This window comes from bacterium (assembly GCA_035307765.1).
Classification (GTDB): Bacteria; Sysuimicrobiota; Sysuimicrobiia; order Sysuimicrobiales; family Segetimicrobiaceae; genus Segetimicrobium.
In genome coordinates this window covers 1-25,884 of the sequence record DATGHU010000050.1, presented here as the reverse complement: position 1 = coordinate 25,884, position 25,884 = coordinate 1, and the positions used below count along the sequence as shown (strand labels likewise).

Genomic DNA, 25,884 nt, shown 5'->3' with positions numbered 1-25,884 from the left:
CCACTCAGGGAGGGAGAGCGATGGCCAGTTTTGGACAGGTACTCACCGCCATGGTGACGCCGATGGACCGCGCGCTGGCCGTGGACTACGATCGGGCGGCGGCGCTGGCCAAGCGACTCGTTGATACCGGCTCCGACGGACTGGTGGTGTGCGGGACGACGGGTGAGTCGCCGACGCTCACCGATGAGGAGAAGATCCGGTTGTTCGCCACGGTCCGTGAGGCCGTCGGCACGCGGGCAAAGGTCATCGCCGGGACGGGCACCTACAACACCGCGCACAGCGTCCACCTGACGCGCGAAGCGGAGCGGGTCGGCTGCGACGGCGTGCTCCTCGTGAACCCCTACTACAACAAGCCCTCCCAGGAAGGGCTGTACCAGCACTTCAAGGCCGTGGCGGAGAGCACCCGGCTCTCGGTCATGCTCTACAACATCCAGAGCCGGACCTCGGTGAACTGCGAGCCGGCCACGATCGCCCGTCTCGCCGACGTGCCCAACATCGTCGCCGTGAAGGAAGCGAGCGGCAACCTCGACCAGATGTCGCAGATCCGCAAGCTGACGCCCCCGGAGTTTCACCTCTACAGCGGGGACGACAGCCTGACCCTTCCGCTGCTGGCCGTGGGCGGGACCGGCGTCGTCAGCGTGGCGTCCCACCTGGCGGGCCGGGAGATCAAGGCGATGATCCAGGCGTTTCAGACGGGGGACGTCAAGCGGGCGTTGGGAATCCATCTGCGCCTCTGGCCCCTGTTTAAGGTCATCTTCATCACGACGAACCCGACCCCGGTGAAGGCGGCGATGGCCATGGCGGGCTTCGAGGTGGGCGGCCTGCGTCTGCCGCTCATCGAGGCGACCCCCGCGGAGCGCGAGCGCATCGGGGCCGTCCTCAGGGATCTCGCGCTCGCCCCGGTCGCGGCCTGAGCGAGGGATTTTCGTCGCGCGATCGCCCCGCGGCCTTCCCGCCCTGCACGGTCGGATTCGGCGGTGCCGGCGCTGCCCGCTGTGGCGCACGCGGACCTACGCCGTCCCGGGCGACGGTTCCGCCCGCGGCGGCGTGATCGTCGTGGGGGAAGGCCCGGGCAGGGAGGAGGATCTCACCGGCCGGCCGTTCGTGGGTCGGGCGGGCGGATTGCTCGATGCCCTACTGGCAAGCGTGGGGCTCGGACGCGAGGACGTGTACGTGACGAACGTCGTCAAGGACCGCGCCACGACGGGGGGGGATCGTCCGCGGGACCGCCCGCCGACCCCACAGGAGATCGCGGCGTGCGCACCCTGGCTGACGGCGCAGGTGGCGCTGCTTCGCCCCCGCATCGTCGTCACCCTGGGCCGCTACGCGCTTGAGGCGTTTCTCCCTGGCGCGCAGATCAAGGAGGTCCACGGCCGATCGCAGCGGCGGGGCGCGATGACGATCCTGCCTCTCTACCACCCGTCCTACGCGCTTCATAATCCCAGCGTGCGCCCGGTGCTGTTCCGTGACATCCAGGCACTCGCCGCACTGCTGCATCCGTCCGCGGAGGTGCCGCCGCCGTGAGCGCCCGCCGGCGCCGGCGCTCCCGACGCCTGCCCCCGCCTCCCCAGGCCGGGCCCCCGGTGGTCGTACCCCTTGAGGAACCGTTGCCCTCTGCTCCTGCGTCCGGCCGCGCCCCCGCCGCCCGGCGGGGGGACGGGCTGCAGGTCATTCCGCTCGGGGGGCTGGGGGAGATCGGAAAGAACAGCACGCTGATCCGGCTCGGTCGCGACCTCCTCGTCGTCGATGCGGGGCTGATGTTTCCCGACGAGGAGCTCCCCGGGATCGACCTCGTCATCCCGGATTTTCGGCTCCTGGCGGCCGAGGGGACCGTCCGCGGCGTGGTGCTCACGCACGGGCACGAAGATCACATCGGCGGACTGCCATACCTTCTCCAGGCTGCACCCGCCCCGGTGTACGGCACCCCCCTTACCCTGGGGCTCGCCCGCCGCCGGGTGGAGGAGTCCAAGGAGGCTCCCCGCATGAAGGGGATCCCGGTCCGGCCGCGCCGCCCGGTGCGCATCGGGCCGTTTGACGTTGAGTTCGTCCACGTCAACCACAGCATCCCCCAGGCCTGTGCGATCGTCGTCCGCACCCCCGCGGGGACGATCGTCTGCACGGGGGACTTTAAGTTCGATCAAACCCCGATCGACGGCGAGCCGACCGATTTCTCCCGCCTGGCGGAGATCGGGGAGGCCGGGGTGCGGCTGCTGCTGATGGACTCGACCAACGTCGAGCGGCCCGGGTATGCCCCGTCGGAACGCGTGGTGGGGGGCGCCCTCGACGCGATCTTCGCCCGCGCCGGCGGGCGGATTCTCGTGACGACGTTTGCCAGCAACGTCCACCGGGTGGCGCAGGTGTTCCGAACGGCGGCACTGCACGATCGCAAGGTCGCCCTGGCCGGGCGGAGCATGGTGGACACGGTCGCCATCGCCTCGGAACTGGGCGTCCTCACGATTCCGCGCGGGACCCTCGTGCCGTTGGAGCAGATCGGCCGGCTCCCCGTCAAGCAGGTGGCGATCCTGACCACCGGGAGCCAGGGCGAACCCCTCTCCGCCATGACGCGGATGGCGGCCGGCACGCACCGTCTGGTGACGATCGCTCCCGGCGACACGGTGGTGCTGTCCGCGAGTCCCATCCCGGGGAACGAGGCGATGGTCGGCCGCACGATCAATCAGCTCTTCCGGCAGGGGGCGGAGGTGATCTACGGCCCGCAGGTGCACGTCTCCGGGCACGCCTGTCAGGAGGAACTGAAATTGATGCTGACGCTGCTGCGCCCCAACTTCTTCATCCCGGTGCACGGAGAGTACCGGCACCTCGTCCTGAATCAGCTCCTGGCCCAGGAGGTGGGGATCCCAAAGGAACGGACCCTCCTCATGGAGAATGGACAAGTGGTCGAGGTGACACCGACCCGGATCGCCCGCGTCGGGACCGTGGAGGCGGGGAATATCCTCGTCGACGGGCTCGGGGTGGGGGTGGGGACGGTGGTCTTGCGCGACCGCCGGCACCTCGCCCAAGACGGCGTGGTGATCGCGCTCGTGGCGCTCGACCGCCAGAGCGGGGAACTGCTGGCGGAACCGGATATCGTGTCGCGTGGGTTCGTGCACGTGCGCGAGTCTGGGGGCCTGATCGAGGAATGCAAGCAGCGCGTGCGGGAAACCGTGACCCGCTGTCACGATCGCGGGATCACGGAGTGGGGAGGCGTTCGCTCGGCCATTAGGGATACGCTCAGCCGCTATGTATTCGAAAAGACCCACAGGCAGCCGATGATCTTACCATTGCTGGTGGAAGTGTAGCACCCGACGTTCCGGCAACGGACGCAGCACTCATCGCAGCAGAGGAGGCCGCACGTGGCCAGACGCAGACGGTCCCGCGGCGGGTCGATGCCCGCCAAAATCGCAGGTGCCTTTCTGATCGCCCTCGCCTTGCTGATCGGCATCAGCCTCATGCCCACACAGACGGCCCACGCGCCCCGTTTTGTGGCGGCGCGGTTGGGCGTGATGTTTGGGGTGGGCCTTCCCATCGTGCCCGTGTTGTGCCTCGTGATTGGGCTGACCCTCTTCGTCCGGGAATCCTTTCACCTCAGCGCCCGCCTCTACGGCGTCCTCCTCGGCTACCTGGTGGCGCTGGTCGCGCTGCACTTTCGGTATCCCGGAGGGCGAGAGTTCGCCGCCGCCGCCGCCCGCCGCGGCGGTGGGTACGTGGGAGCCCGGCTCGAGGTGCTGCTGCGCCGGGCCGTCGGCGACCCCGGTCTGTGGACGGTGACCGCGCTGGGGGGGGTGGGCGCGGCGCTGCTCTTCACCGGGCGATCGCTCACCGACCTGCTCCGCGCGACCGGCGAGATGGCGGGCGCGGCGGCGCGCGCGCTTGAGATGTCGGCGAGACGGGTGGCCGCGTTCGCGGCGGCGGCCCTCTACCGCACCGCCCGTCCCTTGCCCGGCCGGCTTGTCCGCATGACACAGGCGGTGGTGACCGATCTCGCCAAGACACTGATCCGGACGCACCCCAGGTCCCGGATGATCCCGGTAGGGGGGCCGGTGTGGGGGGCTCCCGACGATCCTGAGCGGAGTGCGACGAACGTCCCGGAAGCTCCCGCGGCCGATCGGTCCGCCGAGGCAGTGGTGGAAGCTCCCGCCGAGCCGGACGAAGCTTCCGACAGCATGGAGGCGCCGCCCGACCCCGCGGAGTTTGCGGCCGCGTCCGGGGAAGGCCGCGAGCGGAGCGGAAAGCGGCGCAGAAAGCCCGTCGTGGAGCAGGAGCTGCTGCCCTTTCCCGCCCCGCCGCAGCAGGGCTACACCCTCCCGCCGCTGTCGCTGCTCGAGCCCTACGCGGCCGGGAAGGCGCGGGCGGGGAAGGTGGAGCCCGAAGAGGTAGCACGCCACCTCGAGCGCACCCTGGCGAGTTTCGGGGTGGAGGCCCGGGTGATCCGATGGGAGACCGGGCCGGTGGTGACCCGGTACGAACTGCAGCCCGCGCCCGGGGTGAAGGTCCAGAAGATCACCACGCTGCAGAACGATATCGCCCTGGCGCTCGCCGCGAGCAGCGTGCGGCTCGAGGCGCCCATCCCGGGCAAGTCGGCGATCGGGGTCGAACTCCCGAACGAGCGCCCCGGGCTCGTGCATCTTCGCGAGATCCTGACGAGCCAGGAGCTCGCCCGCTCGGCGTCGCCGCTGACCGTCGCCGTGGGCAAGGGGATCGCCGGCACGCCGGTGGTGGCCGATCTCGTGGCGATGCCGCACCTGCTGATCGCGGGGGCCACGGGGGCCGGGAAGAGCGTGGCGCTCAACGCGATGATCGCGACGATCCTGTTCCGCGCCACCCCGGAGCAGGTGCGGTTTTTGATGATCGACCCGAAGCGGGTCGAACTGACGAATTACAACGGCATCCCTCATCTCCTCAGCCCCGTCGTCATCGGTCCCCGCGAGGCGTCCGCGAAGCTGCGCTGGGCGATCCAGGAGATGGAGAGCCGCTATGCGCTGTTTGCCTCCGAAGGGGTGCGCAACATCCAGGCCTTCAACGGCGAGCACCCGGACCGCCCGCTGGCGTACATCTTAATCGTCATCGATGAGCTCGCCGATCTGATGATGGTGGCGCCGAAGGACTTTGAGGAGATCATCTGTCGGCTGGCGCAGATGACCCGCGCGGTGGGGATCCACCTCGTGGTCGCCACGCAGCGGCCCTCGGTCGACGTGATCACCGGGTTGATCAAGGCGAACATTCCCTCCCGGATCGCGTTTGCCGTGATGTCCCAGGTCGACAGCCGCACGATCCTCGACCACCCCGGCGCCGAGAAGCTTCTCGGTCGAGGCGACATGCTCTTCGCGCCGATCGGCGCCACCCGGCCCACGAGGGTGCAGGGATCGTACATCAGCGACGCGGAGAGCGAGCGGCTGGTGGAGTTCTGGCGCGCGCAGGGGCAGCCCGAGTACGTCGAGGAGTTGGTGCAGGCCGGGGAGGGCGCCCCGCCCGAAGAGGACGAGAACGAGGACAGCCTGCTCGCCGATGCGGCCCGGCTGGTGGTCCGCGCCGGCTATGGATCGGTGTCGCTGCTGCAGCGGAAGATGCGCATCGGCTACGTGCGCGCCGCTCGGGTGGTCGATCAGCTGGAAGAGAAAGGGATCGTCGGCCCCTCGCAGGGCAGCAGCCCCCGCGAGGTCTTGATGGGGATCGACGACTTGGAACGGGTGCTCAAAGGCGGGAAGCCCCTCGGCGTCAAGCCCGCCTCCCCCGTAGCGGCGAAGCCCGCCGAGTCCACGCCGGCGGAGGCCTGAGGTCGCTACTGGTCCTTCCAGGACCGCAGGTTGTTGAAGTTGCTGTAGGTGGCGGCGCCGATGCCGGCGCTCGCGTCATACGTGAAGGTGGCCCCCTTCTCGAACGTGTCCACGTTCGCGACCAGGGCGCCGCTGACTTGGGAGTCCGCGACGTCGATCTCCCCGGCCGGGACCAGGAACACGCCCGAGATCACGCCGCTGGCCCCGAGGCTCGCCGCGCACGTGGTGGCGCACGACGAATTGGAATTGACCTCGACCGTGAGCTGGCCGGCCGCTACCGGCGCGGGCGAGCCTTGCGTATCCGACGGGCCGACGCCGAAGTGATCGGATGATCCCACTACCAACCCCGCTCCGGACGACAGGCCGATTCTGAGGTCGGCGTTTCCCGCGCCGACGACAATGAGCCGCGTGCAATTTCCCATGGTGAGCGTCCGCATCTGCACGACGGTCGTCGTCCCGGCGGCACCGGTTTGGATCTTCAGGTCGTTGTAGGGTTGGGCCCCCGCGCACGTGGCCGCGCTGACCTGCACATCGAACCACGTCAGGCCGTTGAGGGCATTTATGGTAAAGCCCGTGGACCCCACCGTGAGGTTGCTGCCGCTGAAGGCGAAGGGCCCGGTGGCCACCGCCGGACAGAGGGTCCCCGAAGTGTTGGGGAATGCGCCTCCCTGGATGTTCCCGCAGCCCGCCGAACAGCTGATGGATCCGTTCGCGCGCGCGACCCCGGTGTACTTCTGGGGGGTGTTGGGGTCCCCGTTGACCGCCGCGTTGCCCAAGAGCGAGATCGCGCCGTTGCTGCCCAAGTCCCCGAAGAGGTCCACCTGGGTGGCGAGCATGATCGTCTGGTAGCCGCAGACGGCATAGGGATTCCCGGCCGAGCCGCTGCCCTGGACGACCGCGACGATCGTCCGGGTCGGCCCGGCGATCGGGAGCGTGCCGATGGAGATGATCCGGCGGTACGCCGCCCAGGTCCCGCTGCACGGGGGGACCGCGCCGGTGTCGATGCAGTTGACCGTGATCTGAGCGGTGCCCAGGGTGGTGGATCCCGCCGTGATCGTTTGCGTCCACGCCTTGTCCGCGCTGGCCCCCGACTGCTGCAGCTGTCCGATCGCGTAGTGGACACCCGCTTCCGCGACGTTAAAGACCTCCACGGCCTGCAGCTCGCGGATGCCCGCCGCTTGGTCCGCGGCGATGAACTGCATGACGGTGAGGGTGATCGCCGCGATCAGCAGCATCACGAGCAGGACGAACATCAGGAGGGCCCCGCGCTCGCTGGCGATCAGCGAGGTGACGGGCCTCGGCCGCCCGCCGCTAGAACTTTTCATTTTGGTCCACCCAGTTGTTGGTATTGGGCTCGGGATTCCGCAGCAGCACATACCGGGTGAGGGTTTGCGCCTGCACTCCCGATCGGCCTTCCGCTCCCTGCACCGTGATCGAGATGCCGATGATCTGGATCTGGCGGATCGTGGCGGGGGTGGTGAGGCCGGCCACCGTGTTGCCGCTGGCGTCGTAATACTGGAAGGAGAGGCTGGTGACGGTGAGGCTGGGATTGGAAAGGGGCTTGGAATATGTGGCGATCGACGTGGCGCCCGTAGAACAGGGCTGATTGTACTCCATGACGACGGGCGCGGCGGTGACGGGGTCGACCCCCAGGTAGTACCCGATCGTGAGGTCTTCATTCCCGGCGACCGTATCCGTGTTGAGAATCTCTCCACTGACAAAGACACTGGTCGTCGTGGGCAGGAGGCTTGCGTCCTGCGCCACGACCCGGTCCTTGCACCGCAGTTGCGTCTGCCCCCCTGGGAGGAGGTTGAAGCCGGCGTTGCGGACCCGCTCCGTAATCCACTCCAGGGTCCCTCGGGCCGTTTCGGTGTCGGCCGATCTGACCGAAGAGATCATCTTGCTCTGCACGGCCCCGCCCACCAGGATCGAGATCGCCCCGCCCACGATCGCCATGATCATAATCCCGACCAACATCTCGAGCAGAGTGAGGCCCGCCTCGTCCCGTTGCCCCCGAGCGGCCGCCCCGCCGATCGTGCCCGACGGGCGACGGGGGGACGGCCCGCTAAGGGTGCGTGTAGTTGGAGACATACATCGCCAGGGTCGCGTACACGGATGAAGGGGTCTGGTAAAGGGTGACCGTGACTTGTTTGACGGGGAGCCCGGGCAGCGTTTGGATCGTGATCACCGCGTGGTCAAACCCCGCCGGGATGGATGGCTCCGCAATGTTGGCAAAGGTCTTGGGCACGCTTGTCGGAGTGAGCGTCCAGGTCGGCGGATTCGCCCCCAGCCCCCCGTATCCTTGCAGGCGGAGGTAGTCAAGTTCGGTCTGCGCCCAGGCGGCGGCCGCCGCCCGGTTGAGGCCGCTGTGGGCCTGGGTCATCCCGAAGAGCAGTCCGCCGAGGACGGTCATCGCGATGACGCCCAGGAGCGCGGTGGCGACCACGGCTTCGACGATCGTGAACCCGCCCTCGCCGCCCCGCGGTCGCCTCATTGGTAGGAAACCCTCCCCGTGCCCGCCTGGATCGTCACCGTGTGGGTGAGCCCGAGCGAGGTGCTTGTCAGGGTGATGGTCCCCGGCGCGATCGGCACCCCACGGCGGTCGAACGAACAGATGCTCGCCGGACACGTCGTGGTAACCGCGATGTCTGTCGGCATGGCCCCGTACTTGAGGGTGCTCCCACCGGTTACGGCGATAAGGTACGACGATGTCCCCAGGGTCACCGTCACCGTCGCCCGCTCCGTTTGCGCCGCCTGCCGCCCCGCCGCGATGTCGAAGGTCATGGTGCGGGTCCACCCGTCGAGGTGCTCGTGGGCCAGCGCTTTGCTGATGCCCATCACCCCGCCCGTGAGGACGGCCGCCATCAACGCGAGCATGACGACGAACTGGATGATCGACATGCCCCGGGTGGAACTCGTCGATGTGGCCGAACGCCTCATGGCTTCGTCTGGCAATCGGATCTGCCCCCCGAGTCTGACGTGGCGGAAATGAGGGCGGAGGGCTCCGTGGAAGCGGGTCCGTGAGCCCCCCACACTGAATATATGCACTTTTCTTTGGTCAAATTGGACATTCGCCTCGCCGGCCGCAGTGTGTTCCTCGAGTTTACGAGTTCGAGCCGCAGTGCCCCGCACTCACGTCGCAGGAAAGTGTTTCCCGAGTCAAGAACTCTTGCTGAGGATGGCAGCGCTTGGGATCGGCGAACGGCTGCGGAGTGCCCGTCAGGCTCTCGGTTTGTCCCTCGAGGAAATCGAAAGCGTCACCCGAATCCGCTGCGCCTTCCTTGACGCGCTGGAGCGAGAAGCGTTTGGCGATCTCCCCGGTCCCGCCTACGTCCGGGGATTTCTTCGCAGCTACGCCGATTATCTGGGCATCCCCGCCGAGGAACTGCTCGGGGCGTACCCCCGCAACCCGCCGCTGCACGGCGCCGCGGGGGTGCTGGGCCGGAGGGATTCTCCGGTCGAGGTGCGGATCACGCCGGCCACCCGATTCTCGCGGACGCGCGGGCTCCTGATCGGCCTCGGGATCGTTGCCGGCGTGGGAATTCTGCTCGTGGGCTACGTCCTCCTCAGCCAGATCCGCCAGTTCGCGCAGACGCCTCTCCCAAAAGCATCCCGACCCGCCTCCGGATCCACTTCGCCGGCCGTTCGTTCGAGTGCGACGGCGCCGGTGAGGACCGAGCCCGTCCCGCCCCAGGCTCCACCGATTCAGCGTGTCGCTCCGCTGCCCCACCCGGCGGCAGCTCCGTCCATTGCGCCAGCCGTTGGCGGCCCCAGTTCGCTCGCCCCTGCGTCTGCACCCCAGACGTCGCCTCCCGCCGCACCTGCCAAGCCCATACCGTCCCCCAAGCCGCCTCCCGCGCCCGCAGCTTCGCCATCCCCGACCCCTCCGCCGGCTACGCCCCCCGCGGGGCAGGGTACCCCGCCGGGGGCGCCTCCTGCCGGGGCGCCCCAGGCGGGTGCCCGGCTGACGTCCCCGCTGCAGATCGTCGTGGTGGCTTCCGACCGCTCCTGGGTACGCGCGGTCGCCGATGGGGCGACCGTCTTCGAGGGGATTGTCAACTCCGGCGACCGGCAGGTCTGGTCCGCGAAGCGCGAACTGATTATTCGGGTGGGAAACGCCAGCGGCGTCAATGTCTCGGTCAACGGGCGCGATCTTGGCCACCTGGGGGGAGCCGGACAGGTCGTCGAGCGCACATATCAAGTTGGAGGAGAGATGACCCCGTGACAGATCCCGCCAAACCCGCAGCCGATGGCGGCAGCCCCCACCCGCGGCAGCTGGTCCGTGCCGAGATCATCTCGGTGGGGACCGAGCACCTGCTCGGCCAGATCGTCGACACCAACGCCACGTTTCTGTGCACGGTGCTCGCGGACCTGGGCATCGCCGTCTACTTCCGCTCCACGGTCGGCGACAACGTCCGGCGCGTGCAGGACGTGTTCCTGCACGCGCTCGACCGCGCCGATCTCATCCTCTCCACCGGGGGGCTGGGCCCCACCGACGACGATCTGACCGTCGCCGCCGTGGCCGAGGCGCTGGCTCTGCCGATCGAGCGCCACGAAGAGGCCTGGGCGCACATTCAGGAGTTCTTCCGCAAGCGCAACCGCCCGCTCAGCAGCCAGCAGGTCAAGCAGGCGATGCTGCCGCGGGGGGCGCGGATGATCCCAAACCCCCGGGGCAGCGCGCCCGGGGTGATCATCGAGCACCACGGGAAGACGTTGATCTTCACCCCGGGAGTGCCGCGCGAGATGAAGGGGATGGTGCAGGATTCCATCGTCCCCTACCTCCGCGAGCGGGGACTTGCCGGACGCGAGGTGATCCGCTCGCGCGTCCTGCGGATCACCGGGCTGGGGGAGTCCGGGGTGGAGGACCGCCTCCGGGACCTGATGCGGAGCAGCGTGAACCCCACGATCGCTCCCTACGCGCACACCGGTGAGTGCCACGTCCGGCTGACCGCGCGGGGGACCGAGGCCGAGGTGGAGTCGCTGCTCGATCGCACCGAGGGGGCCGCCCGCGAGCGCCTCGGGCCGGCCATCTACTCGGCGGGGGAGGCGACCCTGGAGGAAGTTGTGGCGCGGGCCCTGACCGCCAAGCGGGTGTCGGTCGCGGTTGCGGAGTCGTGCACGGCGGGGCTCCTCGGCCACCGTCTCGCCACCCCGGCCGGAGCGTCGGCCTTTCTTGATGGGGGGATCATCACCTACAGCAACGCGGCCAAACAACGCTGGCTCGACGTGGGCGCGGACGTCCTGGAGCGGCACGGGGCGGTCAGCGTCGAAGCGGCCCGGGCCATGGCGGAGGCGGTTCGCACGCAGGCGGGCACCGACATCGGGATTGCGACGACGGGGATCGCCGGCCCGACCGGCGCCACAGCCGAAAAGCCCATCGGGCTCGTCTACATCGCGCTGGCCCACAGCGAGGGGACCGACGTGCGCGAGGTGCGGTACGGGACAGAGCCGGGTCGCTCGGGGGTGCGCTATCTTGCGTCCCAGTCGGCCCTCGACATGATCCGGCTGCACCTGCTGAGGTGATCCACGGCGTGAGCATGTCGCCAAGGTCCACGGAGACCTCCGCACCTGTGCCACCCGGGACGGGGGTGGCTCAGGCGCGCCGCCGGATCTTCGTCGCCGTGCCGCTGGCCTCGGCTCTGCGCCGCGCGGTCGCCGGCCTCGCGCCCCACCTGAGGGAGGCCGAGCAAAGTCTCCGCTGGGTCCCCCCCGACAACCTGCACTTCACCCTCAAGTTCCTCGGCGAGATCACGCCCGCGCAACTGGCACGGGTCGCAGCCGCCGCCAAGGATGTGGCCGCGCGTGCCCAGGGATTTCGCATCGCACTCGCGGGACTGGGAGCGTTTCCTTCCCCGCGCCGGCCGCAGGTCGTCTGGGTGGGGGTGGCCGAGGGTGCCGATCGTCTGGCCGCCCTCGCCTCCGACCTCGATGGGGCGCTGCATCGGATGACGTTCCCGAAAGAGGCCCGGCCCTTTCGGCCGCACCTCACGATCGCCCGGGTGCGGCGTACGGGCCCCGCGCCGGATCTCACCGCGGCCATCGCCCCTTTCAGCGAGTTCGCGCTCGGGGCTCAGGACGTCACCAACCTCCTCGTCATGGAGAGCACGCTGCATCCGTCCGGGGCGGTGTACCGGCAGGTCCAAGAGGTGGGACTCGGTGAATCGGGCTGAGGTGCTGGGTTCCTTGACAAAGCGAACATATGTTTGGTATACTGGGGCCCGTCAATCGAACGAGCCAGCCGCCTCAGAAAGCCCTCAGGGCGGTCTGAGGACGCCGGGGAGGAGCGGAAGATGAACGAGCGGCAGCGGAGCCTGGACCTCGCTCTCACGCAGATTGAGAAGCAGTTCGGCAAGGGCTCGATCATGAAGCTCGGTGAACACCAGGCCAGGCTAAGCGTGGAGGTCATCCCCACGGGAGCGATCACGCTCGATGTGGCTCTGGGTGTCGGGGGGGTGCCCCGGGGCCGGGTAGTGGAGATCTACGGCCCGGAGTCGTCGGGGAAGACCACCCTGGGATATCACATCATCGCCGAGGCGCAGCGGGAAGGTGGGGTGGCCGCCTTCATTGATGCCGAGCACGCCCTCAACCCCGAGTACGCCCGCAACGTGGGCGTGGACATCGACAACCTGCTGATCTCCCAGCCGGACTCCGGTGAGCAGGCGCTGGAGATCGCCGAGATGTTGGTGCGGTCCGGTGCGATCGACGTGATCGTGGTGGACTCCGTGGCCGCGTTGGTCCCGCGCGCGGAGCTGGAGGGGGAGATGGGGGACGCCCATGTGGGCCTCCAGGCACGCCTGATGTCCCAGGCGCTGCGCAAGCTTGTGGGGGCGATCAGCAAGTCCCGCACCACGGTGATCTTCATCAACCAACTCCGCGAGAAGGTCGGCGTCATGTTCGGGTCCCCGGAGGTGACGACGGGCGGGCGCGCGCTGAAGTTTTATTCGTCCGTGCGCATGGAGATCCGCCGGACCGAATCCATCAAGTCGGGGGACGTGGTCCTCGGCCAGCGGGTACGGGTCAAGGTCGTGAAGAATAAGCTGGCCGCGCCGTTCCGGGACACCGAGCTGGACATCATCTTCCCAAAGGGCATCAGCAAGGTTGGCAGCCTGCTCGACCTGGCGGTGGCGCAGAACCTCGTGGCCCGGTCGGGCACCTGGTTCGCCTACAAGGAAATGCGCCTCGGGCAGGGGCGCGATAACGCACGGGAGTTTCTGGAGAGCAACCCCGAGTTGGCCAAGGAGATCGAAGGGCGCCTTCGGGAGAAACTCGGGATCAGCCGCCCCGGCGCGGTCCCCGAGCCCCCGGCGGGCCGCGAGGCCTCGGCCAACGGGGAGGTGGGGCCGCAGCCCCGCGATGCCCGCTCGGGCGCGCCGGTCACGAAGGGGGTAGCGGCTCGCGCGCCTCGATGACCGATACGCCGGCCGGAACCTCCGGGCGCGTGCGTTGGCGCCGGGGAGGCTCCGTCGGCGCCGCAGGGTTTCGAGGGACGTTGGGGGCGGGGTGGTTCTTCTCCCGGGTCCTCCGGATGTGCCGCTGAGCGACGATCCGCGCCGCGCCGGTTCCTTACGGACGGTGACGGCGCTCGCCAGCCCTGACGGCGCCGGCGGACGATGCATCGTACGGCTCGACGACGGCCGGCGGTTCCGCGTCGATGCCGCGGAGGTGGCTCGGTGCGGGCTCGCCATCGGCGAGGCGGTCGCGCCGGGTCTCGTGGCGCAGTTGGAGGCGCGCGATGGCTACCTGCGGGCCCGGGATCGGGCCCTTCGTCTTTTGGCGATCCGGCCGAGGAGCGCCGCGGAGCTGCGATCCCGCTTGACTCGGTACCGGATCCCCCGGGAGACGCTGCGGGCGGTGATCGCGGACCTCGAGGGAAGAGGGTACCTGGACGATCTCGCCTTTGCCAAAGACTGGATCACCGCGCGCCTGGCGTCGCGCGCGTACGGGGTGGGGCGGATCCGGTGGGAGCTCCGCCAGAAGGGTGTCGCCCCCGCACTGATCGCCCGGGCGGTCCGCGAGGCATTTGAGGTGGACCCCGATCTCGCCGCGGTCGAGGAGCGGTCTGCGTCCGCGCTGGTCCGGCGCCGCCTCCCGGCCTGTCGGCGGTTGTCCCCGGCGCAACGGACACGCCGCATCGCGGCGATGCTGGAGCGGCGAGGGTTTGCGCACGCGACGATCATCCGGGCGCTGCGGGAGATCGGGGAGGTTGAGGCGGAGCGGTTCGATGGCTGACCGGAAGGGTGATCGGCTGCGGCACGATCAGCTGGTGCTCGCCCTTGCGCCGTCGGACGGCGCGGGCGCAGGCTTGGCTGCGCCGCCCGCGCCCGCGGCCCGTCCGATCCCGGGGGACGCGATCCTCGACGGGCTGACCGACGAGCAGCTCGCGGCCGTTGTGCACCCCGAAGGGCCGCTGTTGATCGTCGCCGGAGCCGGCACCGGGAAGACCACCGTGATTACGCGGCGGATCGCCCATTTGATCACCACGCGCCGGGCGCGCCCGGAAGAGATCCTGGCGCTGACCTTTACCGACCGCGCCGCGGCCGAGATGGAAGAGCGGGTGGATCGGCTCGTCCCGTACGGGTACACGCAGGCGTGGATCAGCACGTTTCACGCCTTTGGGGACAGGGTGCTGCGGGAGCATGCGCTCCACCTTGGGCTCTCCCCCGATTTCCGGGTGCTGACGAAGCCCGAACAGATCATCTTCATCCGCGAGCGCCTCTTCGAGCTGCCCTTGGAATACTACCGCCCGCTGGGGGATCCGACCCGGCACATCGACGCGCTGGCCTCGCTGTTCAGCCGGGCGAAGGACGAGGACACCACCCCCGAGGAGTACGCCGCCTACGCCGAGCGGCTCGCCGCCGCTGCCGCTCCCGATGACCCCGCCGCCGCCGAACAGGTCCGCCAGCAGCGCGAGGTCGCCGCGGCCTACGGGGCGTACCAGCGGCTGCTCGCGCGGGAGGGCCGGGTGGACTTCGGCGACCTCATCACCATGACGCTGCGCGTGCTCCGCGAGCATCCCACCGTGCTGCAGCGGTACCGCGAGCAGTTCCGATACGTGCTGGTCGACGAGTTTCAAGACACCAACTACGCGCAATTCGAGCTCGTGAAGCTCCTCGCCGGCGGCCGGAGGTGCCTCACCGTGGTCGCCGACGATGACCAGGCGATCTACCGATGGCGTGGGGCGTCCTACAGCAACATCACCTATTTTACCGAAACCTATGCCGATGCCAAGATCGTCGTGCTCACGCAGAACTACCGCTCGACGCAGTTCATCCTCGACACGGCGTACCGCCTGATCCGACACAACGACCCGGACCGGCTTGAGGTCCGCCACCACATCGACAAGCACCTCGTGGCCGTCGCGGGCCCCGGGAGTCTTCCCCGGCACCTGCACTTCGACACCTTGAACAGCGAAGCCGATGGTGTGGCGGAGCGCATCGTCCGCCGCGTGGCCGACGGCCAGTGGCGGTATGGGGACGTGGCGATTCTCGTCCGCGCGAACCGTGACGCCGATCCGTTCCTGCGCGCGCTCAACCTTCGGGGGATCCCCTTCCGGTTCTCGGGAACCCGGGGCCTCTACGACCGCGAGGAGATCCGGTTGGTGATCGCGGCCCTGCGCTGTTTCGCCAATCCCCAGGACGGCCTGTCGTTGTACCTGCTCAGCACCGCCCCGTTCTACGAGGTCCCCCCCCAGGACCTCGCCCTCTGCATGAGCTATGCGAACCGCAAGAATCGATCGCTGAGCCACGTCTACCGGCAGCTCGACCGGATCGAGGGAATCGAGGTCAGCGCGGAGGGCCGCGCCTCGATCGCCAAGGTCGTCGAGGATCTCGACGCGATGACGGAGATGGCTTCGCGGTATCCCACCGGCCGGGTGCTCTACGAATACCTGGTGACCCGCACCGGGTACGTCGGCCGTTTGGCCGCCTCCGGCCGGCCGGAAGACGAGCAGAAGGTCGCCAACCTCTCCAAGTTCTTCGACCTGGTGTCGCGGTACGGCGCGATCGCCCAGGTCGATCGGGTGCCGGGGTTCGTGGGGTATCTCGACCTGCTGATCGAGGCCGGCGACGACCCGCCGACGGCCGAGTTCGACACCGAGGCCGACGCCGTCCGTGTGCTCACGATCCACAAGGCCAAGGGGTCGGAGTTTCCCGTCGTGTTTCTGGTGAGCCTCGTGTCTGACAAGTTCCCATCGCGGGCCCGAGGCGAACCGATCCCGCTGCCGGACGCGCTGATGAAGGATCTGCTGCCGAGCGGAGACTTCCACCTGCAGGAGGAGCGCCGGCTGTTCTACGTCGGGATGACCCGGGCCAAGCGCGATCTCTACCTGACCAGCGCCCAGGACTACGGGGGCGCGCGCCCGCGGAAGGTCAGCCGCTTCGTCCTCGAGACGCTCGATCTGCCACGGGCGGATCCGGAAACGTTCCGCGCATCTGTGGTCCAGGCGGTGGAGCGCCACGCCCCCCCGGTTGATCTGCACCCGCAGCTCACGCTCGTGCCGCCGGGCGATCAGGTGATCCCGCTTTCGTTCCGGCAGGTCGACGACTACTCGACGTGTCCGCTCAAGTACAAGTACATCCACATCCTGCGCGTTCCGGTGCTCCGCGATCATCGGGTGGTCTACGGGGCCGCGCTCCATGACGCCGTTCAAGAGTACAACCGCCGGAAGGCGCGTCACCAGCCGGTGACCGCGGACGACCTGATCGCGCACTTCGAGCGGGCCTGGGTGAACGAGGGCTTCCTCAGCCGCGAGCACGAGGACCAGCGCCTTGAGGCCGGCCGGGTCGCGCTGCGGCGCTTCTACGCCTACCAGGAGGCCAGCGGGACCGTCCCCACGTTCGTGGAGCGCGAATTTCGGTTCCATGTCGGCGCGACGATGATCCGCGGCCGATGGGACCGCGTCGACGTCCGGGGCGGAGAAGTGGCGATCATCGACTTCAAGAGCACCGATGTCCGCACCCAGCAGGACGCCGATCGCCGCGCCAAGGACAGCGAACAGCTGGCCATTTACACGCTGGCCTACTCGGAGGTGTTCGGCCGCCTCCCGGATCGCGTCGAGCTCCACTTCCTGGGGACGCAGGTGCTCGTCGGCCGCGCCCGCAAGACCGATGCCGAGCTGGCCCGAACCCGGGAGATGATCCTGCACGCGGCGGGCGGGATCCGCGCGCAGCAGTTTCTCGCCACCCCAGATCCCTACCGAGCGTGCCCGTACTGTGCGTTCAACGAGATCTGCCCGTTCACCGCGACCGCCGAATGAGCGTGCGCCTGCTGCACACGAGCGACGTCCATCTGGGGGCCACCTTCCGGATGCTGGGCGAGCGGGGACGCGAGCAGCGGCGCCAGCTCGAAGCGACGTTCACCCGGGTCGTTACCCTGGCGATCGAGGAGCGCGTGGATCTCATGTTGATCGCGGGCGATCTCTTCGATTCCGTGGCCGCGTCCCGCGCCGGGGTCGGGTTCGCGGTCCCGGAACTCCGCCGCCTGGGGGCGGCCGGGATTCGGGTGTGCGCCGTGGCCGGCAACCACGATCCCCTCGGCGAGGGAAGTGCCGTCGTGTGGCGAGATCTCGCCGCCGCCTCGGCGGCCGTCACGGTCTTCGGCCCCGAGCCCGGCGCGCAGGTATTCCCCGACCTGGATCTGACGGTGATCGGCCGCTCGCGGCAGCGTCAGCTCTCCGCCGAGAGTGCGCTGGCAGCGCCGCCCGCCGAACGCCCGACCCGGTTCCTGGTCGGCCTCGCCCACGGCAGCATCCAGCGTCCGGACCTCCCCGTTCAGTTCGGGCTCATCACCCCGGAGGAGATCGCGGCGAGCAAGGTCGACTACCTCGCGTTGGGGGACTGGCATTCCACTCGGGAAGTGTCGAGCGGCGGGGTGGCCGCCTGGTACAGCGGCGCGCCGGAGATGATCGACCTGGACGAGCCCGACTCGGGGAACGTCTGCCTCGTGACCCTGGAGGCTCCGGGGCGCGTCGAGGTCACTCCGCGGCGGGTCGGGCGCCGCCGGAGCCGCCGCCTGAGCTTGGACGTCGCCACCGTGGGCGGGGAGGAAGAGGCGGCCCGCATGATCCAAGCCGAGGCGCACCCGGATCTTGCCCTTACGGTCGTCTTGACCGGGTTGGCCGCCCTGGCCGATCGCCTCAGCCCCAACCGCCTCCGCCAGGACCTTGCCGGGGAATTCTTCCGACTCGAGATCCGCGACGAATCGCACCTCCGCCCCGATGTGATCGATCCCGCGCAGTTTCCCGAGAGCACTGTGCTCGGTCGCTTCGTGCAATTGATGCAGACGGAAATCTCCGCCCGGGAAGGGGAGGCCCGCGCGGTGGGGGAGGATGCCCTCCGGCTCGGGATCGCGCTGCTGGAGGGGAAGGAGGTCCTCGGATGATCATCCGCCGCCTGCGGATCCGAGGGTTTCGAAAACTGGTCGATCAGGCGCTGGAGTGCGGCCCGGGGCTCAACGTCATCTACGGACGCAACGACGCCGGCAAGTCGACCCTCCACCTTGCCGTGTCCGCGGCGCTGTTTCCCGTCAGGCCGGCGGAAGCCAGATCGTACGCGACCTGGGGAGAGGCGGAGGCCGGCGAAGTTAGCATGGAGTTTGAGGCCGGGGATCGCTCGTATCGGTTGCACCGAGACCTCGGGGCAAAGAAGGTCTCGCTGGCGGCTGGCGGCGAGACGTGGGACAACCCCAAGGACGTAGAGCGGCAGATCGGCGAGGTGCTCGGCCTGACCAGCCTCACCCTGTTTCGTGCCACCGCGCACATTCGCCAGTGGGACCTCGCGGGAATCCAGCACGAAGGTCGCGAGATCGGGACCCGCCTGGCGAGAATTGTGACCGGGGCCGACACCGATGCGACTCGCGTGCTCCGAACGATCGACGACAAGATCCGGGGGCTCGAAGTCGGGCTCTCGCACCCCTCGAAGACGCCGGGCCCGCTCAAGCGGAATCAGGACCGCATCGCGGCGCTCACCGCCGAGCAGAGCCGGCTGGCCTCGGAAGTCGAGGCGATCGAGCGGGCGGCCACCGATCGGGACCGCCTGCTCGCCCAGGTCGGGGAATTGGAGCAGCAGGTTCGGGACGACGGGGAGCTGATGAGGGGCAATCGGCGGCTCCTGGAGCTCGACGCCCGGTCGACGCAGCTGACCGAGCGGGCTACGGAACTGCAATCGCTGCTCGACCGCCTGGAGAAAGCGGGTCGCGAGGCCGCCCTGGCCGCCGAGGACGAGGCTCTGCACCTCTCTGAGCCGGACGCCGAGGCCCTGCAGCGGCTGCAAGAGGCAGACGCCCGGCTTCGCATTCTCCGGGCCGCTCTCGGGGACGGGGGGGACGCGGATCTCCCGATCGAGAGGTCCGGGCCGGCGGCACGATCGTTTGTCGACCACGCGCTCTTGGGGGTGGGCCCGGCCGGGTTCGGTCTCGCGGCCGTGGTGGCTGGAGCGGTGGGGGTGGCGCTCCTCGCCGTCGATAGGATCGGCTGGAGTATAACCCTGTTGGTTGTCGCAGGGCTGCTGGGGAGTGCTGCGGTCGCGGCGCGGGTGCGGGGCAGGGCGGCAGCGCTGGAAGCGGTGACCCGGGCGGCCCGTCAGGGCCGGGTTCGCGACCTCGAGGAGCGGCGCCGGGCCGCCGAGGAGGCCGCCGCCGCGCTCCGCCATCAACTGGAATCGCTCGGCGTGCCATCGGTTCAGGCCGCGACGGACCTCGCCGATCGGTGTCGGCGCGCCCGCCACCGGCAGGCCTCGTCAGGCAAACTCGTCGACGAGCTCCTGGGGGGCCGGCGGCTGCAGGAGATCGTCGACGAGCACCGGCGGGGCCTGCTCGACCTCGCGATGGTCCGCGCGGAACGAGAGGATCCCAACTTGGCGCTGCGGCGGCTGGATCCCGTAGGGTTTCAACGACTCCAAAACGACGCGGCAGCCCGAGCACGCCGGCTCGAGGAGGGGCGGGGGGCTCTGCAACGGCTGGACGGCCGGTTGAGCGGACGGTCACCGAACGAAGAGCTGGCCCGGGTGGAGGAGGAGCTCGCGGAGGTCCGCGAGCGGATCGTGCGGTTCCAACGATTCATCGAAATTCTCCGACTGACCCGCCGCGTGCTGGGGGAGGCCCACCGGCTCACCGTGGTTCCGGGGAAGGCGTTGCTCGAGGAACGGGCGAGTCGGTACCTGCGCGTGGTCTCGGACGGTGCCTACGACCGCGTGGAGGTGGACGAACACACCCTTGCGCCGCGCGTGTGGGTGGGTCCTCCCAAGGGGTGGGCGGAGGTCGACGCGGCGTCCCGGGAGATCGGCAGCGGGGCCGCGGATCAGTGTTATCTCGCTCTACGGCTCGCCTTGATCGATGTGCTGTGCGAGGGCCGCCGCCCGCCCCTCTTTCTTGATGATCCCTTCCTCGCCTACGACGAAGGGCGAAAGGCCGCGGCGATGCGCCTCCTCGGGGACCTCTCCCGCGAGCGGCAGATCTTTCTCTTTACATGCCACGAGGACTACCATCGCTACGCGGATCACCTGATCATCCTGGGACACGACGTCGGCGCCATCCCTCAGGAGTTGGGCCTTTCCGCGGCCGCCCCCGACGAAGTCTCCGCGAACGGCCCGTAACCGGGCGGGTCACTCCTGATCGGAGCGAGCGGTGCGCTGTGGCGGGAGGGGCGAGCCCGCGCCCGGCGACCCGCGATGGTCTTGACCGGTGCCGCTACTTTGCGCCCGCGCTGAGAATCCGAAGGTCGGCGGCAAGGTCCTTGGGGTCGAAGTTCGCAGGAAGGAAGACGCGGAGCATCCCACGCGGGTCGATCACGTACACGATCGCGGTGTGGTCCACTACGTCAGGGGACGTGGGCCCTGCGGAAACCGCTTGGGGGTTTACCTCTTTGGCATCAGTGCCGACGAAGTATTCGCCCCACACTGACCGGAGCTCCGGGACGGGCCCGGTGAGATAGAGGAGTTCACCGTCCACCTGATGCGTGGCGAGGAACCCGCGGACGGCGCCCGGGGTGTCGCCCTTCGGGTCGACGGTGACGGCGATGAACTGGATCCGTGTTGCGGCGCCCCCAAGCTGGAGATAGGTCTCGTGCATCTTGGTCGCGATCAGCGGACAGACGTCCGGGCAGTGCGTGTACAGGAACGTCAGCGCGACGCTCTTGCCGCGGAGATCTGAGAGCCGAACCGGCCGGCGATCCTGATCGAAGAGGGTGAAGTCCGGTGCGGGCGCGGGCGGGGTGACGACGGCCCCCTGGAGGGTCACCGCGGCGACGTGCGTCCGCGCCACGACCGCCGCGGCGGCGGCGATCACGACGAGTCCGACGACGACCCAGGCCCACGGCAGGCGGCGCCGACGGGACGCCCCCGTCGCGGGTGCCTCTGGTTCTTGCCTCGAAGCTGCCACGTTTCGAGTATACCATGGACGCCGAGGTGTTACCGCCCGCGTTGAGGGTTTCTTGACCGCATTTTACCATCACGATACAATAGGGTGAAGATCTGCCGATGAGGATGCCAGCATCAACACCAAACACTGGCCACGCGGTCAGGATGGAGGGGTAGCGGCCGACAGATAGATCATACGCTGACTGGGGGGGGTGACACCCTTGAACCCCGTTCTGTATGTTGGTGCGGGACTTGGGTTGTTGGTGGTGGCCTTCCTCCTTGGATACCTTCTGCGGAAGTTCGCCGGCGAGGCGAAGATCGGCACGGCCGAAGTCGCTGCGCAGAAAATCGTTGAGAACGCGAAAGCCACAGCGGAGCGGGAGGCGGACAATAAGAAGCGCGAAGCCCTTCTGGAGGCCAGAGATGAGGCGTTCCGAATCAAGCGGGATGCCGAACGGGAGATCCGGGAGCAGCGCGCGGAGTCTCAGCGGCTCGAGCGACGGCTGATTCAACGTGAGGAGGTCCTGGACCGGAAGCTCGAGGCAGTGGAGAAGCGGGACCAGACCCTCGCGCAGCGAGAGCAGGAGGTTACCAAGGTTAGGGAGGAGCTGCACGATCAGGAGCGGCGTCAGCGGACCGAGCTGGAACGGATCGCGGGTCTGACGCTGGAGCAGGCGCGTCACGAACTGCTGGCAAAGGTCGAGGTCGAAATTCAGCACGAGGCGGCTCAAACCGCCAAGAAAATCGAGACGGAGGCTCGGGAGACAGCCGAGCGGACGGCGCGGGAGATTGTGGCCCTGGCCATTCAGCGGTGCGCTGCCGACCACACCGCCGAGGTAACGGTGTCGGTGATCCCGCTTCCAAACGACGAGATGAAGGGGCGGATCATCGGCCGGGAAGGCCGGAACATCCGTGCCCTGGAGAGTTTGACCGGGGTCGATCTGATCATCGACGACACTCCCGAATCGGTGACCCTCTCGTCGTTTGATCCGATTCGTCGCGAAGTCGCCAAGATGGCTCTGGAGAAGCTCCTCAGCGACGGCCGGATTCATCCCGCGCGGATCGAGGAAATGGTCGAGAAGGCGCAAAAAGAGATCGACACCCGGATCCGCGAAGCCGGCGAGCGCGCGGCCTTCGAGGCCGGCGTTCACGGGCTCCACCCGGAGGAGTTGAAGCTCCTCGGCCGGCTGAACTTCCGATTCAGCTACGGACAGAACCTGATGCAACACTCGATCGAGGTGTCGCTGCTCGCGGGACTGATGGCGACGCAACTCGAGGCCAACGTCGAGCTCGCGCGCCGAGCCGCGTTGCTGCACGATATCGGGAAAGCGCTCACTCACGAGGCGGAAGGAACCCACAGCGACCTCGGCATGGATATCGCCCGACGGTACCACGAGCCCCCGGAGGTGCTGAACGCGATCGCCTACCACCACGGGGACGCCGAGGCGACGTGCGTTGAGTCGATCCTGGTGGCTGCGGCCGACGCGATTTCGGCCTCGCGCCCGGGGGCACGGAAAGAAACGGTGGAGATGTACATCAAGCGGCTGGAGAACCTCGAGCGCATCGCCACGTCCTTCATCGGGGTCGAGAAAGCGTACGCCATCCAAGCTGGCCGGGAGATCCGCGTCTTGGTCAAGCCGCAGGAGATCGATGACGCCACTGCCGCGTCGATGGCGCGGGACATGGCCAAAAAGATCGAGGAGGAGTTGCAGTACCCGGGGCAGATCAAGGTGACGGTGCTGCGCGAGACTCGGGCGATCGAATACGCCAAGTAGACCACCGAGCCCGAGCGGCGTCTGCGGGAAGCTCGGGGGGACGGGTCGCGATGGCCCGTCCCCTCATTGCGTGTGGAGGAGCGGGGATCGGGATGAAGCTCTTGTTCATCGGCGATATCGTGGGCAAACCCGGGCGGCGAGTGCTTGCTCAGATGCTCCCCGGCTTGCGCCGCGAGTTGGGCGTCGACCTGGCGATTGCCAACGGGGAAAATTCCGCCGGCGGATTCGGGATCACCCGCGAGACGTTCGAGGAGATCGTCGCCGCCGGGGTGGACGTGGTCACCGGGGGCAACCATACCTGGCAGGCGCGCGAAGTCTTCTCCCTGCTCGACAGCGACCTGCGGCTCTTGAGGCCGGCCAATTATCCTCCCGGAACGCCGGGGCGGGGGGCGGGGGTCTTCCCGCTCTCGGGGGGGCGCCGCGGGCCGTCGGTGGGCGTGCTCAATATGCAGGGCCGGATTTTCCTCGATCCCCTGGAGTCGCCCTTCCGGGTCGGGCAGGAGCAGGCGGAGCGGCTGCGGCAGGAAACGCCCGTGATCGTCGTCGATTTCCACGCCGAGGCCACCTCGGAGAAGATCGCCCTCGCCTGGCACCTCGACGGTCAAGTATCTGCGGTCCTCGGGACCCACACCCACGTCCAGACGGCCGACGAGCGGATTCTGCCGAGCGGGACGGGGTTCATCACCGATGTCGGCATGACGGGGCCGCGGGACTCGGTCATCGGGATGGGTCGTGAGGAGGTTCTCCAGCGGTTCCTTACCCTGCTCCCCGCGCGGTTCGACGTTGCGAAGGGCCCCGCTCAGCTCAACGCGGTCGTCCTCGAGGTGGACGATCAGACCGGTCGCACCACGCACATCCAGCGCGTATACCGGGCGGAAGGATAGTCCCGGAAGGCGTGCATCCTCACAATCGGGCCCTGCCGCCCAGGCGGTCCGGCACCCTCAAGAGTCGAAGGTGGGGGACGGCGGCAGTGGCGGCGTCCCGGGGGTGCGGGCCGCCGTCCTGGCGTCCCTAGGACCCCAAACGCCCCGCGCGCCGGGCCCCGAGGGGTTGGCCGTTCTTCCCTTTCACGCGCTTTTGGCCGCCCCGCCAGGGCTCAGGGGGGAGGATTCTCCAGGGTGCCCGCGAAAGAATAGGGTCCCCTGCGGCACCCCGCGGGGACACGTCGCCGCTCCGTTGAGGAGGCACGCACCCATGGACGTTCTCAAAGTCGCCGCTAAGTCGAATCCCACGGCCGTTGCAGGCGCGCTGGCAGGGGTCGTGCGCGAGAAGGGGACCGCAGAGTTGCAGGCGATCGGGGCGGCGGCCATCAACCAGGCGGTGAAGGCGATCGCCATTGCCCGCGGGTACGTGGCCCCCAGCGGGCTGGACTTGGTGTGCGTGCCCGCGTTCGCGGACGTGCAGATCGACGGTCAAGATCGGACGGCGATCAAGTTGATCGTCTCCCCGCGGTAGGCCCGGCCGACCCCTGCGGATCGACCTGCACACCCACAGTACGGCATCGGACGGTCTCCTCCCCCCCGCCCGCCTCGTCATGGCCGCGCGCGAGCACGGGGTGACGATCCTGGCGCTGACCGATCACGACACCACCGATGGCTTGGCCGAGGCCATCGCCGCGGGCCGGACGTACGGGGTCGAGGTGATCCCGGGGGTCGAGATCAACACCGATGTCGACGCGTACGAGGTCCATATCCTGGGATACTTCATCGACCTCGCCGACCCCGCGTTCCAGGCGTTCCTGCGGCGGATGAGAGATGGGCGGTTGCGCCGGGCCGAGGAAATGGTGCGGAAGCTGGCCGCGCTCGGTGTGACGGTGGAGTGGGCGAGAGTCCAGAGGATCGCCGCCGGCGCCGCGGTGGGGCGCCCGCACATCGCCCGCGCGCTGGTCGAGGCAGGCCGGGTTGACACGCCCCAGGAGGCGTTCGAACGGTACCTTGGCCGGAACGGACCCGCGTATGTCGCACGGTTGAAGCTGGCGCCCGAAGAGGCGGTTGAGGTGATCGCGCGTCACGGGGGGGTCCCGGTGCTGGCCCACCCGGGCTGGGAGGCCAGTGGGCCGGTGATCGATCGGGTGCCGAAACTCGTCGCGCACGGCCTCGCGGGGATCGAGGTGTACTATCCCGACCACACCCCGGAGATGTTGGCGGCCTACCTGGCCATGGTCCGTCGGTATGGGCTGGTGGCGACGGGCGGCACCGATTTCCACGGGGGCGCGTTTGCCACCCGCGTTCAGCTGGGGAGCGTCCCGGTCCCTCCGGAGGTCGTTCCGGCCCTCCGAGCGCGCTGGGCCGGGCGGCGTCCCGGAGTTTCCGCCCGGGATGCGCGGCTGTCCTGAGTTCGTTATCGCAGATGGAGGGTAACCATGCAGTGTGCAAAGTGCGGTGCTGAGAACCCGACCGGCAAGATCATCTGCCGGGTTTGCGGCGCCCGGATTCGGCCGATCGCGGCGGGGACGCCCGGAGGGGTGGCTGCCCGCGAGAGCGACGACGAGCTCAGGCGGCGGCTGACGTACGACCTGCTGCGCATCGTGTGGGTGATCGCCGTGGTCATCGTCGTCGGACTCGGCTTGGGCACCTTCTTCAAGTAGCCGGCGTGCGGTAGGCAGGGGATGGGGGCCACCCCGCTCCGCCAGCTACCTTCGGTCGAGCGCATTCTCCATCGGCTCGAAGCGTTGGGGACGCTGGCCGCGTATCCCCGCGCGCTCGTCGTGGCGTGTACGCGGGACGCGGTCGAGCAGGCCCGCGCGACGTTGCTCCGGGGGGGCCCGGAACCTGCCGCGGTGAGCGTGGATGCGCTGCTCGCCGACGTGCAGGCGCGGCTTGTCGATCGGGTCGCGCCGAGCCTCGCGCCGGCGATCAACGCGACCGGCATCGTCATCCACACCAACCTCGGACGTGCCCCGCTGTGCGACGCCGCGCGCCAGGCCGTCGTCGCCGCGGCAGGGGTGACCGTGCTGGAGGTCGACCCGGCGACCGGCGAGCGGAGCTC

23 protein-coding genes are annotated in these 25,884 nt (G+C 68.9%); 18 read left to right on the top strand and 5 right to left on the bottom strand.

What is annotated here, in order from left to right:
• Positions 1-20 precede the first annotated feature (20 nt).
• The 4 genes from dapA (at position 21) to VKV57_17335 (ending at position 5,771) form a co-directional block, all read left to right on the top strand.
• Positions 21-914 (top strand): 4-hydroxy-tetrahydrodipicolinate synthase, encoded by an 894-nt coding sequence (gene dapA, locus VKV57_17350; GenBank protein HLW61671.1) that lies wholly within the window; start codon positions 21-23, stop codon positions 912-914.
• 7 nt (positions 915-921) lie between these two features.
• The gene (locus VKV57_17345; protein HLW61670.1) at positions 922-1,524 is read left to right on the top strand and encodes a uracil-DNA glycosylase; all 603 of its coding nucleotides are present in this window, start codon (positions 922-924) and stop codon (positions 1,522-1,524) included.
• Positions 1,525-1,607: 83 nt separating this feature from the next.
• Positions 1,608-3,296 carry a ribonuclease J gene (locus tag VKV57_17340; protein ID HLW61669.1) on the top strand — a complete coding sequence of 563 codons (1,689 nt, stop codon included), beginning with the start codon at positions 1,608-1,610 and terminating at the stop codon, positions 3,294-3,296.
• Between the two features lie 54 nt (positions 3,297-3,350).
• The gene (locus tag VKV57_17335; protein ID HLW61668.1) at positions 3,351-5,771 is read left to right on the top strand and encodes a DNA translocase FtsK; all 2,421 of its coding nucleotides are present in this window, start codon (positions 3,351-3,353) and stop codon (positions 5,769-5,771) included.
• A gap of 5 nt (positions 5,772-5,776) precedes the next feature.
• Here the strand turns inward: VKV57_17335 and VKV57_17330 are convergent, their stop codons facing one another.
• The 4 genes from VKV57_17330 to VKV57_17315 are packed head-to-tail and all read right to left on the bottom strand — an operon-like array spanning position 5,777 to position 8,672.
• The gene (locus VKV57_17330) at positions 5,777-7,096 is read right to left on the bottom strand and encodes a hypothetical protein (GenBank protein ID HLW61667.1); all 1,320 of its coding nucleotides are present in this window, start codon (positions 7,094-7,096) and stop codon (positions 5,777-5,779) included.
• Entirely contained in the window at positions 7,083-7,862 is a 780-nt protein-coding gene (locus VKV57_17325) for a type II secretion system protein (protein ID HLW61666.1), read from the bottom strand. The genes VKV57_17330 and VKV57_17325 overlap by 14 nt, the downstream gene beginning before the upstream one ends.
• The gene (locus VKV57_17320) at positions 7,837-8,265 is read right to left on the bottom strand and encodes a hypothetical protein (GenBank protein HLW61665.1); all 429 of its coding nucleotides are present in this window, start codon (positions 8,263-8,265) and stop codon (positions 7,837-7,839) included. The genes VKV57_17325 and VKV57_17320 overlap by 26 nt, the downstream gene beginning before the upstream one ends.
• Positions 8,262-8,672: a hypothetical protein gene (locus VKV57_17315; GenBank protein ID HLW61664.1), complete on the bottom strand. Its 411-nt coding sequence runs from the start codon at positions 8,670-8,672 to the stop codon at positions 8,262-8,264. Before VKV57_17315 ends, VKV57_17320 begins: the two co-directional genes overlap by 4 nt.
• A gap of 277 nt (positions 8,673-8,949) precedes the next feature.
• On the opposite strand from VKV57_17315, the gene VKV57_17310 reads away from it, so the two are divergent.
• The 8 genes from VKV57_17310 (at position 8,950) to VKV57_17275 (ending at position 20,359) form a co-directional block, all read left to right on the top strand.
• Entirely contained in the window at positions 8,950-9,996 is a 1,047-nt protein-coding gene (locus VKV57_17310; protein ID HLW61663.1) for a RodZ domain-containing protein, read from the top strand.
• Complete coding sequence (locus VKV57_17305; protein ID HLW61662.1) at positions 9,993-11,294, top strand: competence/damage-inducible protein A; 1,302 nt, start codon at positions 9,993-9,995, stop codon at positions 11,292-11,294. Before VKV57_17310 ends, VKV57_17305 begins: the two co-directional genes overlap by 4 nt.
• Positions 11,295-11,341: 47 nt before the next feature.
• Entirely contained in the window at positions 11,342-11,941 is a 600-nt protein-coding gene (gene thpR / locus VKV57_17300; GenBank protein ID HLW61661.1) for an RNA 2',3'-cyclic phosphodiesterase, read from the top strand.
• A 120-nt stretch (positions 11,942-12,061) separates the two neighbouring features.
• Positions 12,062-13,180: a recombinase RecA gene (gene recA / locus VKV57_17295; GenBank protein ID HLW61660.1), complete on the top strand. Its 1,119-nt coding sequence runs from the start codon at positions 12,062-12,064 to the stop codon at positions 13,178-13,180.
• Positions 13,181-13,271: 91 nt separating this feature from the next.
• Entirely contained in the window at positions 13,272-14,000 is a 729-nt protein-coding gene (locus tag VKV57_17290; GenBank protein ID HLW61659.1) for a regulatory protein RecX, read from the top strand.
• On the top strand, positions 13,993-17,025 hold the full coding sequence (locus VKV57_17285) for a UvrD-helicase domain-containing protein (protein ID HLW61658.1): 3,033 nt from the start codon (positions 13,993-13,995) through the stop codon (positions 17,023-17,025). The genes VKV57_17290 and VKV57_17285 overlap by 8 nt, the downstream gene beginning before the upstream one ends.
• A complete protein-coding gene (locus VKV57_17280) occupies positions 17,022-18,149 on the top strand; it encodes a DNA repair exonuclease (GenBank protein ID HLW61657.1) in 1,128 nt (375 codons plus the stop codon). The genes VKV57_17285 and VKV57_17280 overlap by 4 nt, the downstream gene beginning before the upstream one ends.
• Positions 18,146-20,359: an AAA family ATPase gene (locus VKV57_17275; protein ID HLW61656.1), complete on the top strand. Its 2,214-nt coding sequence runs from the start codon at positions 18,146-18,148 to the stop codon at positions 20,357-20,359. Before VKV57_17280 ends, VKV57_17275 begins: the two co-directional genes overlap by 4 nt.
• A 94-nt stretch (positions 20,360-20,453) precedes the next feature.
• Here VKV57_17275 and VKV57_17270 read toward each other — a convergent pair whose 3' ends face one another.
• Complete coding sequence (locus VKV57_17270) at positions 20,454-21,143, bottom strand: SCO family protein (GenBank protein ID HLW61655.1); 690 nt, start codon at positions 21,141-21,143, stop codon at positions 20,454-20,456.
• Between the two features lie 199 nt (positions 21,144-21,342).
• On the opposite strand from VKV57_17270, the gene rny reads away from it, so the two are divergent.
• The 6 genes from rny to VKV57_17240 all read left to right on the top strand — a co-directional run.
• Positions 21,343-22,896, top strand: a complete 1,554-nt coding sequence (gene rny / locus VKV57_17265; GenBank protein HLW61654.1) for a ribonuclease Y — start codon at positions 21,343-21,345, stop codon at positions 22,894-22,896.
• Between the two features lie 50 nt (positions 22,897-22,946).
• Positions 22,947-23,780: a TIGR00282 family metallophosphoesterase gene (locus VKV57_17260; protein HLW61653.1), complete on the top strand. Its 834-nt coding sequence runs from the start codon at positions 22,947-22,949 to the stop codon at positions 23,778-23,780.
• Between the two features lie 310 nt (positions 23,781-24,090).
• Positions 24,091-24,351 (top strand): stage V sporulation protein S, encoded by a 261-nt coding sequence (locus VKV57_17255; GenBank protein HLW61652.1) that lies wholly within the window; start codon positions 24,091-24,093, stop codon positions 24,349-24,351.
• Between the two features lie 13 nt (positions 24,352-24,364).
• Positions 24,365-25,231: a PHP domain-containing protein gene (locus tag VKV57_17250; GenBank protein HLW61651.1), complete on the top strand. Its 867-nt coding sequence runs from the start codon at positions 24,365-24,367 to the stop codon at positions 25,229-25,231.
• A gap of 27 nt (positions 25,232-25,258) precedes the next feature.
• Entirely contained in the window at positions 25,259-25,483 is a 225-nt protein-coding gene (locus tag VKV57_17245) for a hypothetical protein (GenBank protein HLW61650.1), read from the top strand.
• Positions 25,484-25,504: 21 nt separating this feature from the next.
• A partial coding sequence (locus VKV57_17240; protein ID HLW61649.1) for an L-seryl-tRNA(Sec) selenium transferase occupies positions 25,505-25,884 on the top strand: 380 nt, incomplete at its 3' end.